Annotated in this window: 18 protein-coding genes; all 18 read left to right on the plus strand. The window is 47.3% G+C overall.

From position 1 onward, the window contains the following. Positions 1 to 190 precede the first annotated feature (190 nt). Positions 191 to 2,344 carry a molybdopterin-containing oxidoreductase family protein gene (locus CARFE_RS0107150; RefSeq protein ID WP_028052252.1) on the plus strand — a complete coding sequence of 718 codons (2,154 nt, stop codon included), beginning with the start codon at positions 191 to 193 and terminating at the stop codon, positions 2,342 to 2,344. Beyond that, the gene (locus CARFE_RS0107155) at positions 2,337 to 2,876 is read left to right on the plus strand and encodes a 4Fe-4S dicluster domain-containing protein (protein ID WP_028052253.1); all 540 of its coding nucleotides are present in this window, start codon (positions 2,337 to 2,339) and stop codon (positions 2,874 to 2,876) included. Before CARFE_RS0107150 ends, CARFE_RS0107155 begins: the two co-directional genes overlap by 8 nt. A gap of 12 nt (positions 2,877 to 2,888) precedes the next feature. Next, a complete protein-coding gene (nrfD, locus tag CARFE_RS0107160; protein WP_028052254.1) occupies positions 2,889 to 3,746 on the plus strand; it encodes an NrfD/PsrC family molybdoenzyme membrane anchor subunit in 858 nt (285 codons plus the stop codon). A gap of 15 nt (positions 3,747 to 3,761) precedes the next feature. Then, the gene (locus tag CARFE_RS15580; RefSeq protein ID WP_028052255.1) at positions 3,762 to 4,337 is read left to right on the plus strand and encodes a TorD/DmsD family molecular chaperone; all 576 of its coding nucleotides are present in this window, start codon (positions 3,762 to 3,764) and stop codon (positions 4,335 to 4,337) included. Between the two features lies 1 nt (position 4,338). Further along, complete coding sequence (locus tag CARFE_RS0107170; RefSeq protein ID WP_028052256.1) at positions 4,339 to 4,500, plus strand: twin-arginine translocase TatA/TatE family subunit; 162 nt, start codon at positions 4,339 to 4,341, stop codon at positions 4,498 to 4,500. A 116-nt stretch (positions 4,501 to 4,616) separates the two neighbouring features. Next, complete coding sequence (locus CARFE_RS15585) at positions 4,617 to 5,450, plus strand: N-acetylmuramoyl-L-alanine amidase (RefSeq protein WP_051250218.1); 834 nt, start codon at positions 4,617 to 4,619, stop codon at positions 5,448 to 5,450. 107 nt (positions 5,451 to 5,557) lie between these two features. Further along, complete coding sequence (locus tag CARFE_RS15590; RefSeq protein ID WP_028052257.1) at positions 5,558 to 6,373, plus strand: DUF2680 domain-containing protein; 816 nt, start codon at positions 5,558 to 5,560, stop codon at positions 6,371 to 6,373. 113 nt (positions 6,374 to 6,486) lie between these two features. After that, entirely contained in the window at positions 6,487 to 7,197 is a 711-nt protein-coding gene (locus CARFE_RS0107185; RefSeq protein WP_028052258.1) for a response regulator transcription factor, read from the plus strand. Then, positions 7,181 to 8,518: a HAMP domain-containing sensor histidine kinase gene (locus CARFE_RS14645; RefSeq protein ID WP_051250219.1), complete on the plus strand. Its 1,338-nt coding sequence runs from the start codon at positions 7,181 to 7,183 to the stop codon at positions 8,516 to 8,518. The genes CARFE_RS0107185 and CARFE_RS14645 overlap by 17 nt, the downstream gene beginning before the upstream one ends. 125 nt (positions 8,519 to 8,643) lie before the next feature. Then, entirely contained in the window at positions 8,644 to 8,841 is a 198-nt protein-coding gene (gene rpmE / locus CARFE_RS0107195) for a 50S ribosomal protein L31 (RefSeq protein ID WP_011345431.1), read from the plus strand. 53 nt (positions 8,842 to 8,894) lie between these two features. Continuing rightward, positions 8,895 to 9,761: a DUF1385 domain-containing protein gene (locus CARFE_RS0107200; protein WP_011345430.1), complete on the plus strand. Its 867-nt coding sequence runs from the start codon at positions 8,895 to 8,897 to the stop codon at positions 9,759 to 9,761. After that, on the plus strand, positions 9,761 to 10,837 hold the full coding sequence (gene prfA, locus CARFE_RS0107205) for a peptide chain release factor 1 (RefSeq protein ID WP_028052259.1): 1,077 nt from the start codon (positions 9,761 to 9,763) through the stop codon (positions 10,835 to 10,837). The genes CARFE_RS0107200 and prfA overlap by 1 nt, the downstream gene beginning before the upstream one ends. Further along, entirely contained in the window at positions 10,830 to 11,687 is an 858-nt protein-coding gene (prmC, locus tag CARFE_RS0107210; protein ID WP_034541845.1) for a peptide chain release factor N(5)-glutamine methyltransferase, read from the plus strand. The genes prfA and prmC overlap by 8 nt, the downstream gene beginning before the upstream one ends. A 194-nt stretch (positions 11,688 to 11,881) precedes the next feature. Further along, positions 11,882 to 12,910, plus strand: coding sequence for an L-threonylcarbamoyladenylate synthase (locus CARFE_RS0107220; protein WP_028052261.1), 1,029 nt, complete (start codon positions 11,882 to 11,884; stop codon positions 12,908 to 12,910). 15 nt (positions 12,911 to 12,925) lie between these two features. After that, entirely contained in the window at positions 12,926 to 13,468 is a 543-nt protein-coding gene (locus CARFE_RS0107225; RefSeq protein WP_028052262.1) for a manganese efflux pump MntP, read from the plus strand. A 10-nt stretch (positions 13,469 to 13,478) separates the two neighbouring features. Continuing rightward, positions 13,479 to 13,958, plus strand: coding sequence for a low molecular weight protein arginine phosphatase (locus tag CARFE_RS0107230; protein WP_011345425.1), 480 nt, complete (start codon positions 13,479 to 13,481; stop codon positions 13,956 to 13,958). Further along, positions 13,936 to 14,415, plus strand: coding sequence for a ribose 5-phosphate isomerase B (rpiB, locus tag CARFE_RS0107235; RefSeq protein WP_028052263.1), 480 nt, complete (start codon positions 13,936 to 13,938; stop codon positions 14,413 to 14,415). The genes CARFE_RS0107230 and rpiB overlap by 23 nt, the downstream gene beginning before the upstream one ends. A gap of 55 nt (positions 14,416 to 14,470) precedes the next feature. Next, entirely contained in the window at positions 14,471 to 15,682 is a 1,212-nt protein-coding gene (locus tag CARFE_RS0107240) for a serine hydroxymethyltransferase (protein ID WP_051250221.1), read from the plus strand. Positions 15,683 to 15,703: the final 21 nt, after the last annotated feature.

Consider the following 15,703-nt stretch of genomic DNA (forward strand, 5'->3'; position numbering starts at 1 on the left):
TTAAATCAATATTTATTATATCATAACTTTGCTGAAAATTAATTTTAGCAAAAACAATTCAAAGAATAATTTTATGGGTATAAATTTATCTTTATAACCCCATAAGTCTTTGCGATTACCTTCACAATTCGAAATTGTTTTACAATTAACATAGAAAGTGAAAAACAGCACGAATAAAGGGGGAAGGTGTATGAAGCTTACCCGGAGGAGCTTTTTAAAAGCTTCTGCTGCTACCGGTGCCCTGGCAGCCTTATCCGGCGGAGTGATGTCTTTTGAACGCTGGGCGGCTAAGGCGGCGGAAACCGGGGAGGTAAAATTGATTCCCAGCATCTGCGAAATGTGCGGTACCAAATGCGGCATTATCGTCAAAGTAAAAAACGGCCGGGTGGTAAAAATCGAAGGCAACAAAGAACACCCCAATGGTAAGGGTAAAATTTGTGCCCGGGGTAATGCCGGTATGAAGCTTTTGTATGACCCGGACCGGTTAAAGCAGCCCTTAAAGAAAGAAGGGGACAGGTTTGTGCCGATTTCCTGGGAGCAGGCTTTTCGTGAAATCGGCGAAAAACTAAAAGATATAAAGGCCAAATACGGTCCTGAAGCTTTGGTTTGGAGTACCCATCCGGAGCTGGCTTACGATTATGAAGTAATCTTTAATCAGGCGTTTGGTTCGCCAAACTTGAGTGCCCATGCTCCGACCTGTTACTCTCCGCGAAATGTGGCTTATAAAACCATGTATGGAGAAGTTCCTACCGTTGATTACGGCAATGTCAAGTACTACATTTCCTGCGGCCGCAATCTGGTAGAAGGGATAAACGTAAGCCAGGTTACCGGGATCATGAAAGCCAAGGAAAAAGGGGCCAAACTTATCGCCCTGGATCCCCGGTATTCCAATTTTGCGGCCCTTGCTTCCGAATGGGTGCCGATAAGACCGGGAACCGACCTTGCATTCTTACTGGCAATGATTCACCTCATCATTAAAAACGAATGGTACGATAAAGAGTTTGTAAAAAATTACACAATTGGCTTTGAAGAAGTAGCGGCGGAAGTGGAGAAATACACTCCGAAGTGGGCCGAGGAGATAACCGGTATTCCGGCAGCAACGATTGAACGGATTACCGAAGAATTTGCCAAGGCCAAACCGGCAGCGGTGGTAGATCCCGGCTGGCATACCTCGCGTTACATGAACAGTACCGAAATGGTAAGAGCCGGAGCGGTAATCAACGCCCTTATGGGAAATCTCGGGATGAAGGGAGGCCTGAAGTTTTCCAAGTACAATTTCACCAAGGTGGAAGAAAGGGAAGGTCTCTGGCCGAAACTGGAAAAACCGAAGGCTAAACGCTTTGACGGTGCCGGCGGGGAAAAATGGCCTTTGGCCAAAGGCCTTGGGATGATTCAAATGTTACCGGAGCACATTTTGTCCGGTCAGCCTTATCCGATTAAAGCATATATTGTCAACCACCACAATCCGGTGCGCTCGGCCGGTAATTCCCAGAAATGGATTGAAGCTTTAAAGAAATTAGAGCTGTTAGTAGTAATTGATGTGCAGATGAGCGAAACTGCCATGATGGCCCATTACGTTTTACCCGAATCCACGTACCTGGAGCGGTTTGACCCGCCGCAGATTGCTGGTAATGCTGTAGCTTTACGTCAGCCGGCAGTAAAACCGCTTCATAATACCATGGGTGTTGATGATATTATCAAAGAACTGGCTCATGAAGCGGGGATAGGGCAGTACTTTAACTTTACCTTAGAGCAGTTTTCGGACCAGATGTTAAAGCCCTTTAACGTAACCTTTAAACAACTTGTAGAAAAAGGCGTTATTGCCCTGGATGACGGGAAAACCGAGTACAAAGTTCCGGAAATCAAGACTGAGTCCGGCAAAATTGAACTTGCTTCAACAGCTTTTGAAAAAGCCGGTGCCAAAAAAGTTCCGACCTGGGTGCCGCCCGGTGTTACCGAAGGAAACGGCAAGCTTCGCTTCCTGCACGGTCATACTGCAGTTCATACCCATACTTCCACCTTTAATAACGAGTATCTGCATGCTCTCATGCCGGAAAACGTCCTTTGGATCAATACCCGGACGGCAGAAAAGCTCGGTATAAAAAACGGTGATTTAGTGGAAGTAAAATCGGATTACGGTAAAGTTACCGAAGCCATTCATCCCGATGCTGTTTTCATGGTCCACGGCTTTGGAGGTTTTTCGCCGTACCAGAAAAAGGCGTATAAAAAAGGCGCCAGTACTTCCTTTATCATACCCTGCCACGTGGAACCGGTATCCGGAGCATCGGCCGACTGTGAAGTGCTGGTGGAGGTAAGAAAAGTTGGAGGTGGGGCAAATGCCTAAGTATGCTATGGTAATTGACATGACCAAATGCGCTGCCTGTCAGGCGTGCACCGTTGCCTGTGAAGCGGAATGGGGGCTACCCCCCGGGGAAAAATTTACCCGGCTGGAAGAACGGGAAACGGGCAGTTTTCCCAATGTTCGGCGGGAGTTTTTATTAATTCAATGCCAGCATTGCGACAATGCCCCCTGTATTGAAGTTTGCCCTACCGGAGCGACATATAAAAGGGAGGACGGCATAGTGCTGGTAGATGATAAGCGCTGTGCCGGCTGCAAATACTGCATGGTAGCCTGTCCTTACCAGGCCCGGGTCATAAATCACGAAAAAGGTGTGCCGGAAAAGTGCCGGTTTTGCTATCACCGGGTAGAGCAGGGGAAAAAGCCAGCCTGCGTCTCTACCTGTATTGGTGAAGCCAGGTATTTTGGAGACCTGGAAGATCCCAACGATGAAATTCACCGGATTATTCAGCAAAAACAGGCAAAACCCTTGCGGGGGGATTTGGGCACCAAACCCTCCATCTACTACGTACGCTAAGGAGGGATTTAAATGGCTTGGGGAATGATAATTGCGATATATCTTTTCCTTGCCGGAGCCGGAGCGGGAGCTTTTTTAATAGCGGTCATGACCGAGCGCTCCGGGATAAATAAGGAAAATGAAGCATTAATTAAAGCCGGAACGATCTTAGCGGCTCCGCTGGTAGCCATTGGCACCCTATTCCTGGTCCTGGACCTTACCTGGGTGGAGGCAGGAAAATTTGAACCCTGGCGGATATTTTACCTTTACACCCACTTTACTTCGATGATTACCTGGGGTACCTGGATTTTAACCCTGTTTATGCCCGTATCGTTTGTTTACGGCTGGATGAAGCTAAAAAATCCCTATTATACCAATACAGCGCTGCGCTGTGCCGGAGCGGTCCTGGCCTTTGCAACCTCCGTTTACACCGGCGTGCTTTTAGGGGTGGTTAAAGCGGTACCCTTCTGGAACAATGCCGTAATTCCGGTGCTCTTTGTCGTATCGGCATTAGTTACCGGAATGGCTACCGCTATCTTGGGAAGCTTTGTCTTTGGCGGCAAAACCCTGCCCGATTTCTTTAAGCCCCTGCACACTGGCCTTGCGGCAATAGAGCTATTACTTCTTTTCTTCCTCTTGATAGTTGCAACCCATGGCCCGGAAGCTGCCAGACAATCGGCGGAAATGATTGTTTCCGGGAAATACAGCCTGTACTTCTGGGGAGTACTGGTGTTCCTGGGTATCATCATCCCCGGGGTGATTGGAGCTACCGCTTCCCCGAAAGCGGGAAAAGGAATTAAAGCGTTAGACGCCTTGCTGGTACTGGCAGGAGGCTTTACCTTGCGGGCGTTAATCTTATTGGCAGCAGTTCCCGTAACTTTAATGAACTAAAAGGGAGGAAGGGCTATGGAACGTAACCGGGTCGAAATTTACCGCCTGTTAGCCTATGCCTTAAGCGAACCGGATCTGGAACTTTACCGCTGGTTAAAAAGTGACGGTGCTAAAGCTTTTGGGAAACTTGGAGTTAACCTCGGGGAACTTCCCGGTTTCCCGGAACTTTCGCGGCAGTATCAAGAATACTTTGGGCTCTATGCACCAAGAGTAAGCCTGATAGAATCGGTGTACCGCAAGTGGTCTTCGGATCCCGAGGTAGACCCGGTTATGGCCAATAGCCGCGGCTTTCTTATGAGCGACCACGCCCTGCATGTGGCGGCTTTATACGAAAAAGCGGGGCTTATCGTTCCCGAAGATTTTTCGGGAATGCCCGATCATTTAGTATTGGAGCTGGAGTTTATGGCGATGTTGGTGGAAAATAATCATCCCGGTCAGAGAGATTTTCTGGTAGACCACCTTTCCTTTATCGAGCGGGTGGTGGAAAAAAGCCGGGAGGAGAATATTCGGGGAATTTACCGGGAGATAGTGGAATTTTTAGGAAAGTTTTATCAGGAAGAAAAAAACTTACTCTTGGGAAAGCAGGGATAAGATGTTTAGTTCCATTGGAGTTCCGGAGCTTTTAATCATACTGGTAATTGCCCTGGTAATCTTTGGTCCGGCCAAGCTTCCGGAAATCGGCCGGGCCTTTGGCAAAACCATTAAGGAATTTAAAAAAGAGGCAACGGAAATTCAAAAGGAAATCAGTGGTTAATTTTAAGGGCTCTAAGAGCTTTTAGCTTTTAGAGCCTTTTTCATTATTATCTTTATCCCGCTCCTTAAAACCCCCGCATATTTTAATTAGTAGAAACTATTTTAGGGGGAATTATCATGGCGGTATTAAAAAATTTTCGCCTGGAAACCGAACTGGTTTTGCGGATAATCCTGGAATTTGACCAAAAACCTTCGCTCAAATCTTTTACCCTGAAAAATCCTTACCGGGTTGTCCTTGACATTACCAAAGTCCAGGGGGTAGGTAAGAAGGAAGTACCGGTTAAAAAATACAAAATAAAAGAAGTACGGCTGGCCCAGTACAAGCCTGATGTTTTACGTTTGGTGATTGAGGGCGAAGAAGAGTTATTGTACGAGGTCAGGGTAAACGGCGGGCAGGTTATTTTAGAAGTTTGGGCCAAACTTTTAGCTGGGAAAAAAATTGTTCTCGATCCCGGCCATGGCGGGAAGGACCCTGGAGCGGTAGGTGCAGGCGGTATTGCCGAAAAAGAAGTTACCTTAAAGCTTGCCCTGGCGGGCAAGGCACTAATAGAAAAGCTGGGAGGTGAGGTAGTACTAACCCGGGATAAAGATGTTTTTATTCCGCTGCCCCAGCGGGTGAAAATTGCCAACAACTCGGAAGCCCGGGCTTTTATTTCGGTTCACTTAAATGCGGCTACCGACCATACCGCCCGGGGAATTGAGACCTACTTTAAAGCAGGGCGGGAGGACAGCGAAAGCCTGGCCGCTAAAGTGCAAAAGCAGCTAATCGATGAATTCGGCTTTAAAGACCGGGGGCTAAAAACTGCTACCTTTTATGTCATCAAAAACGTGCGCTTGCCGGGGATTTTGGCAGAAATTGGCTTTATCACCAACCCCGAGGAAATAAAAATAGTAAATTCTTCTGACGGCTTATCCCGCTTTGCCCGGGCTTTGGCCAAAGCTCTTTTATAATCTTGACAACTTTTTAACATTTCCCTGAAATCTTTTTAAAACCCTCCGGTTATGATATAAATGAAAGCTCCGCCAGGGAGCAAAATTAAAACAGGAGGGTGATTTAAGTGAAAAAAGAATGGGGTAAGAAAGTGATTGCGGGAATTGCCATGACGGGCCTGTTAGTGGCGGCAGCTCCGGCGGTGTATGCGGCGACTACTAACGACGGTACCACCTCTACCACCACAAAAATAGTTGAAACCTACCGCGGTTTTGGCAGGCATTTTGGCAGGGCCTTTGGTGGCATGATGGACAATGTAGCCAAGTTTTTAGGAATTGATGTTTCAACCTTAATTAACGAACGGCACAGCGGGAAAACATTAGCCCAAATCGCCAAAGAAAAAGGGAAATCTGAAGAAGAACTGGTCAACTACCTGGTTGAGCAAAAGAAAGCCCAAATTAACCAGCTTGTGAAAGACGGAAAAATAACTCAAGCTCAGGCTGACCAAATGTTGCAGAATATAACCGAACGGACCAAGCAAATGGTTAACAGCGTAGACCTTGGTCCTAAAGGTTTTGGGCATCACAGGGGCTTTGGCGTAACCCCTGACGAATTAGCAAGCTTCCTGGGAATTGATGTCAACACCTTAATAAGCGAACGGCACAGCGGAAAAACCCTGGTGGAAATCGCTAAAGCCAAAGGGAAAACCGAGACTGAGCTAATAAACTTTATCGTCACCAAAGAAAAAGAAAAGATTAACCAGCTGGTAAAAGATGGCAAAATAACCCAGGCCCAGGCGGATAACTTATTAAAGAACATAGAAACCCGGGTTAAAAACATGGTCAACAGCACCATGCCGGGACCCAAAGACTTTGGCTTTAAGGGTATGGGTGGTAGAGGTGGCCACGGTATGGGCTTTGGCCCGGTTCCTGTAATTCAATAACTTAATTTCTAAAACCTTACCCTGAAGGGTAAGGTTTTTTTATGTTTAGATATCTTTATACGTTTGTAACAAAATACTGATATAATAACTAAAAAAGCAATGGAGAGGGTTTTATGGCCAGAAAAATTTTAATTGTTGATGATGAGCCGAAAATTGTTACCATGGTAAAAAGTTACTTAATGAAAGAAGGGTACGAAGTAATCACCGCTTTTAACGGTCGGGAAGCGTTAAATTCATTTTACAAAGAAAAGCCTGATTTAATAGTTCTGGATTGGATGATGCCGGAAATGAGTGGTATAGAGGTTTTAAGGGAAATAAGAAAGGAGAGCCAAATCCCTATCATCATGCTTACGGCAAAGACCGAAGAGGTGGATAAGTTAATTGGTTTTGAGTTTGGGGTTGATGATTACGTAGTAAAGCCTTTTAGCTTAAGAGAACTTTCGGCTCGTATTAAAACGATTTTAAAACGTCTGGAAGCTAAAACTATCAATGAAGAGATTGTGCTGACTGAAGGAGACTTAACCCTTTATCCCCATAAGCGCGAAGTTTTTCTAAAAGGGAAACCTCTTGATTTAACCCCTACTGAATTTAAACTTTTAGAAGCATTTTTAAAAAATCCGGGTAAAGCTTATAGCCGGCTTGAACTATTAGAATATGCTATTGGGGAAGCTTACGAGGGGTACGAGAGATCTATTGACACGCATATTAGCAATCTTCGGAAAAAAATTGAAAAAGACCCGGCAAATCCGGAGTACATCCAAACGGTATTCGGTATTGGCTACAAACTAAAACCCAGGGGAGAAAAGGATGAAAATCACGGTTAAAATTACCGCGGCGCTCTTAATTGTTGCAGTATTATCGGTTTTAGTTACGTCATTTTTTGCGGTAAAGGAAATTAGCGACTCTTTTGATTTTTACGTTAAACAAAATATGAATGCCCGGGCTAAAATGATTTTGAGCTATATAGGGGAGCTTTATTTTGCCGGAGGCTGGGAGGCCGTCCAGGCGGGACTGCAAATGTCCCATGGGAGGAGATCTGGAGGTCCTGGCGGTCCCCGGCAGGAGAGGATAATTATTACTGCCCCCGATGGCACCGTTGTTGTGGATAACAACTGGGAATACCTTGGCCAAAAGGAGAAAGATCTTCCTTTAAAAAATGGACAGGAAATTTATTTAAACGGCCAAAAAATTGGCACCCTTTACTATCAGCCCTTTACCATTTACGGCCTTTTAGAAGAGAGTTTTATCAGTTCGGTAAAAAGGGCCAATTTCTTCGGTGGACTTTTAGCGGTAGCGGTAGCTCTGGTACTCGGTTTTTTCCTATCCCAGCGCTTGCTTGCCCCCCTTAAAACCTTAATAGCCGTGGTGGGCAAGTTTAGCAGTAAAAATCTGCACTTAAGGGCACCGGAAACGAGCAACGATGAAATCGGGGAGCTTGCCAGAGCTTTTAACAGAATGGCCGAAGCCCTGGAGAGGAACGAAAAGTTGCGCCGGCAGATGATTGCCGATATTGCTCATGAATTAAGAACTCCCCTTTCTATTTTGCAGGGAAATTTTGAACTACTGCTGGAGAAAGTTATTGAGGCGGATGAGGAAACCCTTCATTCCCTGGCAGAAGAAGTAAAGCGTTTGTCCCGTTTGGTGGAGGAGCTAAGAGAATTATCCCTGGCGGAAGCGGGGGAACTTAAAATTTTGCCGGTAGAGGTTGAGGTAAATCAGTTTTTCTCGGAGGTGGCGGCTCCCTTTACATCTTTGGCGGAAGCAAAAAGCATCAGTTTTGAAACTACTTTACCGGCAAAAGGAGAAAGATACAGTTTTGACCCCGACCGGATGAAACAGGTGGTATATAACCTTTTAACCAATGCCTTTCAATACACCGGTGAGGGAGGCAAGGTTAAACTTGAGGTTAAGCTGCTGGATGGAAAACTTTTAATAGAGGTTACCGATACCGGTCCGGGGATTCCCCCGGAAGATTTGCCGTACATTTTTGAGCGGTTTTACCGGGGGGAAAAGTCGCGTTCCAGAGCCACCGGAGGTTCCGGCCTGGGCCTGGCAATTGCCAAAAGTTTGGTAGAAGCCCACGGCGGCAAAATTTGGGTCGAAAGCACCGAAGGCCAAGGCACCACCTTCAAAGTAGTAATTTAAGGACAGTCCCTAAAATTATACTTAAAGTATAGCAAAAATAACCGTCCCTGGATTTATACTTGCCAGTTAAAGTTGGGTGTGTTATAATTTACCTTGTGTTAATATTCGAAAATGGGGTGATAGGAATGAAACCTGGCATTCATCCGGAGTACGGCAAAGCACGGGTTATTTGTGCCTGCGGCGAGACATTCGAAACCGGTTCTACCAAAAAAGAGATCCGGGTTGAAATATGTTCCAAGTGCCATCCTTTCTACACTGGTTCGCAGCGGACGGTAGAAGCCCGGGGTCGTGCCGAGCAGTTTAAGAAAAAGTACGGTCTCTAAAACAAAGCAGAGCATCTTTGGCTCTGCGTTTTTTTTAGAAATGGGGAGAGAGAATGAAATTTAACTACGGCGGCCAGGCGGTCATAGAAGGAGTGATGATGCGCGGCCCGGAAAAGTGGGCTGTGGCGGTCAGAACTCCTTCGGGTAAAATTGTCATTGAAGAGCGCCCGTTAGCTTCGGCGCTAAATACTCCATTTTTCAAGCTACCTTTTATCCGGGGGCTTGTAGCATTGTACGATGCCCTGGTTTTGGGAATTGAGGCGCTGGTTTATTCCGCCAACCAGGCGGTAGAGGAAGAAGGGGAAAAATTAAGTAAAAGTGAACTTGGCCTATCCATGATTTTGGCCTTTGCCGTTGGTATTGGCCTTTTTGTGGTGCTACCTACCTGGGCAGCCCACGCTTCAGCCCCGGTTATAAAAGCGTACTGGGCGCAAAACCTGGTCGAGGGAATTATCCGGGTAATTTTATTTTTCCTTTACGTCTGGGCAATAGGTCGCATGGAAGATATTGAGCGGGTGTTTGCCTATCACGGTGCGGAGCATAAAACTATCCACGCTTACGAGGCAGGGGATGAGCTAACGGTAGAAAGGGTCAGGAAGTATACTACCCTGCATCCCCGCTGCGGGACGAGTTTTCTCTTAATTGTAATGGTGGTAAGTATTCTCATTTTCTCTTTATTGGGGGACCAAAACCTGCTCTGGCGCATTTTTAGCCGAATCCTGTTAATTCCGGTGGTTGCCGGGGTAAGTTACGAAGTATTAAAAGGGTCGGCGAAAATTAGCCATACCCTTCTGGGGAAAATCCTGACGGCACCGGGACTTTGGCTGCAAAAACTTACCACCCGGGAGCCGGATGACAGCATGTTAGAAGTAGCCATCACATCGTTAAAAGCGGTAATAAAAGATGAGGTGAAGAGCTAATGTTTGACAAGTTGGACCAGTTAGAAGAAAAATATGAAGAACTTTCCCGGTTAATTTCGGACCCGGAAGTGATTGCCGATACCCAAAGGTGGCAGGGGTACGTTAAAGCCCATGCGGAAATTGAAGAGATCGTCCAGGTTTACCGGGAATATAAGAAAACCGTAAAGGAAATAGAAGATGCGGAAAGGATGCTGGACGAGAAGCTTGACCAGGATTTCCGGGAGCTGGTGCAGAGCGAACTGCATGATTTAAAGGAGCGGCGGGAAGAGCTGGAAGCAAAGCTGAAAATTCTTCTTCTTCCCAAGGATCCCAACGATGAGAAAAACGTTATTATGGAAATTCGAGCTGGTGCCGGTGGGGAAGAAGCGGCGCTCTTTGCCGGTGACCTCTTCAGGATGTATTCTAAATATGCCGACCGGATGGGCTGGAAGGTAGAAATCATGGACAGCCACCCTACCGACCTCGGTGGGTTTAAAGAAGTTATTTTTACCATTGAAGGTAAGGGAGTTTATTCCCGGATGAAGTTTGAAAGCGGTGTTCACCGGGTCCAAAGGGTTCCCACCACCGAATCCGGCGGCCGTATTCACACTTCCACCGCGACGGTGGCGGTGCTTCCTGAAGCGGAAGAAGTGGAAGTGGAGATAAACCCCAACGACCTGCGGATCGATGTGTTCTGCGCCTCGGGGGCAGGCGGTCAGCACGTCAACAAGACCGAATCGGCGGTGCGCATTACCCACATTCCTACCGGTATTGTGGTAACCTGCCAGGACGAAAAGTCGCAGCACAAAAACAAGGAGCGGGCGATGAAAATACTCCGGGCCCGGCTTTTGGACAAAGCCCGGCAGGAACAGGAAGCGGAGCTGGCTTCCGCCCGGAAATCCCAGGTGGGTACCGGAGACCGCAGCGAGCGGATTAGAACCTATAACTTCCCGCAAAACCGGGTCACCGACCACCGCATTGGCTTAACCCTCCACCGCCTGGATGCGGTTTTGGAAGGGGATCTGGACGAAATTATCGATGCTTTAATTACCACCGATCAGGCGGAACGGTTAAAGCAGGTGGATGGTAATGCTTAAAACCCTGCGGGAGGCGCTCCTATGGGCTAAAAACCGGTTAAACTCTGCGGGTATTGAAATGCCGGCTTTGGATGCGGAACTTTTATTGGCCCATGTGCTTGGTATTAGCCGGGTGGCGATTTACACCAGGCCCGAGCGGGTTTTATCGGAGTACGAATGGGAACGGTTTGTGGACCATGTCGAAAGGCGAGCTTCCCGTATTCCTTTAGCGTACCTTATCGGCAAAAAGGAGTTTTACGGCCTTGACTTTTTCGTAACTCCGGAAGTGTTAATTCCCCGGCCGGAAACGGAACTCATGGTGGAAGAGGGTATTAACTTTTTGCGCAAATACCAGGGGTTAAAGCTGGTCGCCGATGTCGGCACTGGCTCCGGAGTGGTGGGGGTAGCACTTGCCTGCCATATTCCTCTGGGACTCTTTTTTCTCCTGGATATTTCGGAAGAAGCATTAAAAGTTGCCAGGGTTAATGCCCATCATCACGGAGTAGATGAGCGGGTGATTTTAGGACACGGGGATTTGTTAGAGCCCCTTTCCAAACTCGATTTTAGCGGAAAATTTTCGTTAATTACCGCCAATCTTCCCTACATTCCAACGGCAGAACTTTCCACCCTCATGCCGGAGGTGCAAAAGGAGCCGCAAATTGCCCTGGACGGGGGCGAGGATGGCCTGATGCTTTACCGCCGCCTTTTACCCGAAGCCCATAAGCTCTTGGCGGAAGACGGGTTAATGCTCCTGGAGATTGCCCCGTACCAGGGAAAAGCGATTACTGCCGAGGCGGAAAAATTTTACCGGGTGGAAATTAAAAAAGATCTGGCCGGAAATGACCGGCTGGTAATTTTACGAAAGAAGTAGTTTAAAGCCGCCAGGGCTAAAATGGCCATGGCGGCTTTTTTGCAAGCAAGTACTTTTTCGCCGATGAAAGTTTATAATATATTTTACATAAATTTTAACGGAATTTTAAGAAAACTTGCCGGAAAAACTTAATTGAAGTAAGATATTGTATATGAAAACTCTCCGAAAAAATATAAGTAACAAAAGGAGTTTCCATGGAAACAAAAATTTTTAAGGTAAACCCGGAAAACCCGGAGCAAACTATTATTAATGAAGCGGCAGATTACATAAAAAAAGGGGAGTTAGTAGCTTTTCCCACCGAAACGGTTTACGGTTTGGGAGCCGATGCCTTTAACCCTGCTGCGGTGTTAAAAATTTTTGCCGCCAAGGGTCGCCCGCAGGATAACCCTTTAATTGTTCATATAGCCAGGCACGAAGACATTTACAGGGTAGCTGCCAGGGTTGACGTCCGGGCGCAAAAACTTATGGAAAAATTCTGGCCCGGGCCTTTAACTTTAGTTTTGCCCCGCCGGGAAGAACTTCCGGGGGTGGTTTCCGCTGGCCTTCCTACCGTTGCCGTAAGACTTCCGGACCATCCTGTGGCGGTGATGCTGATCGAAGCGGCCCAGACTCCCATTGCCGCTCCCAGCGCCAACCGTTCCGGTCGGCCAAGCCCTACATCTTACGAGCATGTCCTTGACGATTTATCCGGAATTATTCCGGTAGTTTTAGCCGGAGGGAACTGCCGCGTAGGGGTAGAGTCCACGGTATTGGACTTAACGGTAACTCCACCGGTGATCTTAAGACCCGGCGGAATAACTCCGGAAATGCTTGAAGAAGTTATCGGAGAGGTCCGGTACTTTAACGCCAAAGATTTGGACGCTCCCAAAGCACCGGGGATGAAATATCCCCATTATGCTCCCAGAGCGCCGGTGTACCTGGTAAAAACTCCCGAAGAAATTCGGAAGCGGGCGCAGGAGCTGGGGGCAGCCGGTAAAAATGTGGGGCTATTGATATCCTGGGAAACAAAAGAGCAATTTTTCCCGGACCCTTTTCAAAATCTTTTGGTACTGGGAAGTAGAAATAACCCATCAGAGCTTTTACATAACTTATATGAGAAACTCCGGGAGTTTGACCGGAGGGATGTAGAACTAATTCTGGCGGAGGTCTATCCCGAAGAAGGACTTTATTTAGCTTTAATGAACCGGTTAAAGAAAGCTGCGGCTGGCAGGTATCTATCTTAACGCAGGAGGATATAAATGAGCCTTTGGGAAATTTTTTTACTGGCGGTTGCCCTTGGCACCGACTCCTTTTCCCTGTGTGTTGGCCTTGGAATGGGGAAAATTAAACGAAAAGAAATTATCGCCTTGTCTCTTACGGTACTGGTGTATCATATTGTGATGCCGATTCTTGGCTGGTTTGCTGGAGATTTAACCGGAAGGTTTTTGGGAAAAGTAGCTACCTACATTGGTGGAGCCATCCTTATCTATCTTGGTTACAAAATGATAAGACACGGAATTTCCCAGGAGGAGGAACTACCGCACATAACTTATAACCTTGGTGGGCTTTTACTTATCGGCCTTTCGGTTAGTATGGATGCTTTGTCGGTAGGCTTTACCCTGGGTACGGTAAAGGTAAATCTGTGGTTTGTGGCGCTAATTACCGGCATTGTTGCCGGCGTTATGACCCTTTCCGGGCTTTTGTTGGGCCGGAGGGTAAGCAAGGTTTTAGGGGATAGGGCCCAGATTGTTGGAGGGCTTATTTTACTCTTAATTGCCGGGAAGCTTATTTTCAGGGGGTGAGCCATGGAAAATGAACGTTTTATTTGTTTGTACCGGAAACACCTGCAGAAGTCCCATGGCCCAGTATTTCTTTAACAAAATTGTGGAGGAGAAGGGCTTACCTCACGAAGCACTGTCCGTTGGCCTGTTTGCTTTTGATGGCGATCCGGCTTCGGAAAATGCGGTAATTGCTATGCAGGAAGAAGGAATTGACCTTTCGCCCCATAAAGCTACCCGGATTTTTGCAGAAATTACTCAGCAGGCAGATTTAATTCTCACCATGGGGAAAGGACACAAAGAAGCTCTTTTACAGCTTTACCCCGAACTTGAAAATAAAGTATACACTTTAAAAGAATATGTGGGCGAAGAAGGAGATGTGGCCGATCCTTTTGGTGGGGATATCGAGGTTTACCGGCAAACCGCTCAAGAATTAAAGGAATTAATCCAAAAATTAATAGCCAGATTGGAAAAGGAAGGGGCTGAAAACGGTGAAGATAGCCATCGGGGCTGACCATGCGGGATTTAACTTAAAGGAAGAAATAAAAAAGCACCTGGAAAAAAAGGGGATTGCTGTGATTGACAAAGGGACTTACTCCACGGAATCGGTGGATTACCCCGATTTTGGGGAAGCCGTGGCCGAGGCGGTGGTGCAAAAGGAGGTAGATTTTGGCATTGTAATCTGCGGTACCGGGATAGGAATTTCCATCGCCGCCAATAAAGTCCCGGGGATCCGGGCAGCCCTTTGTTCGGACACCTTTTCCGCCCACTCAGCCCGGGAGCACAATGATGCCAACGTTTTAGCTCTGGGGGCCCGGGTGGTGGGAGTGGGTCTTGCCCTGGATATCGTGGACACTTTTCTTGGAGCATCCTTTGAAGGTGGCCGCCACGCCCGCCGGGTAGAAAAGATAGCGGGTATTGAAGAGAAATATTGTAAACCCCAAACATCCAATAAAAGGGAGCGTGAATAATGTGACCCATTTGAACTTACGCTTAAAAGACGTGGATCCGGAAATTTTTGAGGCTATGGAAAAGGAACTTTCCCGGCAGCGGGAAAAGATTGAACTCATTGCTTCGGAAAACTTTGTAAGTAGAGCGGTAATGGAGGCTATGGGCAGCCACCTTACCAACAAGTACGCCGAAGGACTTCCCGGAAAGCGGTATTACGGCGGCTGCGAATACGTGGATGTGGTCGAAAATCTTGCCCGGGAGCGGGCCAAGAAGCTTTTTGGGGCAGAACACGTTAACGTCCAGCCCCATTCCGGGGCTCAGGCCAATATGGCTGCGTACATGGCGTTTTTGGAGCCGGGGGACACGGTTTTGGGCATGAACCTGGCCCACGGCGGTCACTTAACCCACGGAAGTCCGGTGAATTTCTCCGGTAAGCTTTATAACTTTGTGAGTTACGGTGTAGAGCCGGATACCGAAAAAATAAACTATGAAAAAGTTTTTGAGCTTGCCTACAAGCATAAACCCAAAATGATTGTTGCCGGAGCATCGGCCTATCCCCGGGTTATCGATTTTAGGCATTTAAAGGAAATTGCCGATGAAGTGGGGGCCTATCTTATGGTGGACATGGCCCATATTGCCGGCCTGGTGGCAGCAGGATTGCATCCATCACCCATTCCTTATGCCGATGTGGTGACCACTACCACCCATAAAACGTTACGCGGTCCCCGGGGAGGAGTGATTTTCTGTAAAGCGGAGCATGCTGCTAAAATCGATAAGACCGTTTTTCCCGGGGTACAGGGTGGACCTTTGATGCACGTAATTGCCGCAAAAGCTGTAGCTTTTAAAGAAGCCTTATCGCCGGAGTTTAAGGAATACCAGCAGCAGGTGGTAAATAACGCTAAAGCTTTAGCGGAAGAACTGAAAAAGCAGGGCTTAAGGTTGGTTTCCGGCGGTACCGATAATCACCTGATGTTAGTGGATGTGCGTCCGGTAGGTCTTACCGGTAAAAGGGCGGAGCAGCTTTTGGATGAAATTGGCGTAACGGTAAATAAAAACGCCATTCCGTACGATCCCGAGTCGCCCAACGTAACTTCGGGAATCAGAATTGGTACTCCAGCGGTAACTACCCGGGGAATGAAAGAAGGAGAAATGGCCGAAATTGCCGAAATAATAGCTCTGGTCTTAAAGAATCCTGAAAACGAAGACAAACACCGGGAAGCAGCCCGGAAAGTACGGGATCTTTTAAACCGCTTCCCGCTTTACGATAAACTTCCCTATAATGAATAAATTGAACGTTGCCTGGCAGCA

Origin of the sequence: Carboxydothermus ferrireducens DSM 11255 (genome assembly GCF_000427565.1) — a bacterium.
GTDB classification, from domain to species: domain Bacteria; phylum Bacillota; class Z-2901; order Carboxydothermales; family Carboxydothermaceae; genus Carboxydothermus; species Carboxydothermus hydrogenoformans.

Excerpts from the sequence above, each read along its gene's own strand:
- CARFE_RS0107185 (WP_028052258.1), top strand. The coding sequence starts at position 6,487 with ATGGCCAGAAAAATTTTAATTGTTGATGATGAGCCGAAAATTGTTACC.
- CARFE_RS14645 (WP_051250219.1), top strand. The coding sequence starts at position 7,181 with ATGAAAATCACGGTTAAAATTACCGCGGCGCTCTTAATTGTTGCAGTA.
- CARFE_RS15585 (WP_051250218.1), top strand. The coding sequence starts at position 4,617 with ATGGCGGTATTAAAAAATTTTCGCCTGGAAACCGAACTGGTTTTGCGG.
- CARFE_RS0107155 (WP_028052253.1), top strand. The coding sequence starts at position 2,337 with ATGCCTAAGTATGCTATGGTAATTGACATGACCAAATGCGCTGCCTGT.
- CARFE_RS0107170 (WP_028052256.1), top strand. The coding sequence starts at position 4,339 with ATGTTTAGTTCCATTGGAGTTCCGGAGCTTTTAATCATACTGGTAATT.
- CARFE_RS0107230 (WP_011345425.1), top strand. The coding sequence starts at position 13,479 with ATGAACGTTTTATTTGTTTGTACCGGAAACACCTGCAGAAGTCCCATG.
- nrfD (WP_028052254.1), top strand. The coding sequence starts at position 2,889 with ATGGCTTGGGGAATGATAATTGCGATATATCTTTTCCTTGCCGGAGCC.
- CARFE_RS15580 (WP_028052255.1), top strand. The coding sequence starts at position 3,762 with ATGGAACGTAACCGGGTCGAAATTTACCGCCTGTTAGCCTATGCCTTA.
- CARFE_RS0107225 (WP_028052262.1), top strand. The coding sequence starts at position 12,926 with ATGAGCCTTTGGGAAATTTTTTTACTGGCGGTTGCCCTTGGCACCGAC.
- CARFE_RS0107200 (WP_011345430.1), top strand. The coding sequence starts at position 8,895 with ATGAAATTTAACTACGGCGGCCAGGCGGTCATAGAAGGAGTGATGATG.
- CARFE_RS0107240 (WP_051250221.1), top strand. The coding sequence starts at position 14,471 with ATGGAAAAGGAACTTTCCCGGCAGCGGGAAAAGATTGAACTCATTGCT.
- prmC (WP_034541845.1), top strand. The coding sequence starts at position 10,830 with ATGCTTAAAACCCTGCGGGAGGCGCTCCTATGGGCTAAAAACCGGTTA.
- rpmE (WP_011345431.1), top strand. The coding sequence starts at position 8,644 with ATGAAACCTGGCATTCATCCGGAGTACGGCAAAGCACGGGTTATTTGT.
- prfA (WP_028052259.1), top strand. The coding sequence starts at position 9,761 with ATGTTTGACAAGTTGGACCAGTTAGAAGAAAAATATGAAGAACTTTCC.
- CARFE_RS0107150 (WP_028052252.1), top strand. The coding sequence starts at position 191 with ATGAAGCTTACCCGGAGGAGCTTTTTAAAAGCTTCTGCTGCTACCGGT.
- CARFE_RS0107220 (WP_028052261.1), top strand. The coding sequence starts at position 11,882 with ATGGAAACAAAAATTTTTAAGGTAAACCCGGAAAACCCGGAGCAAACT.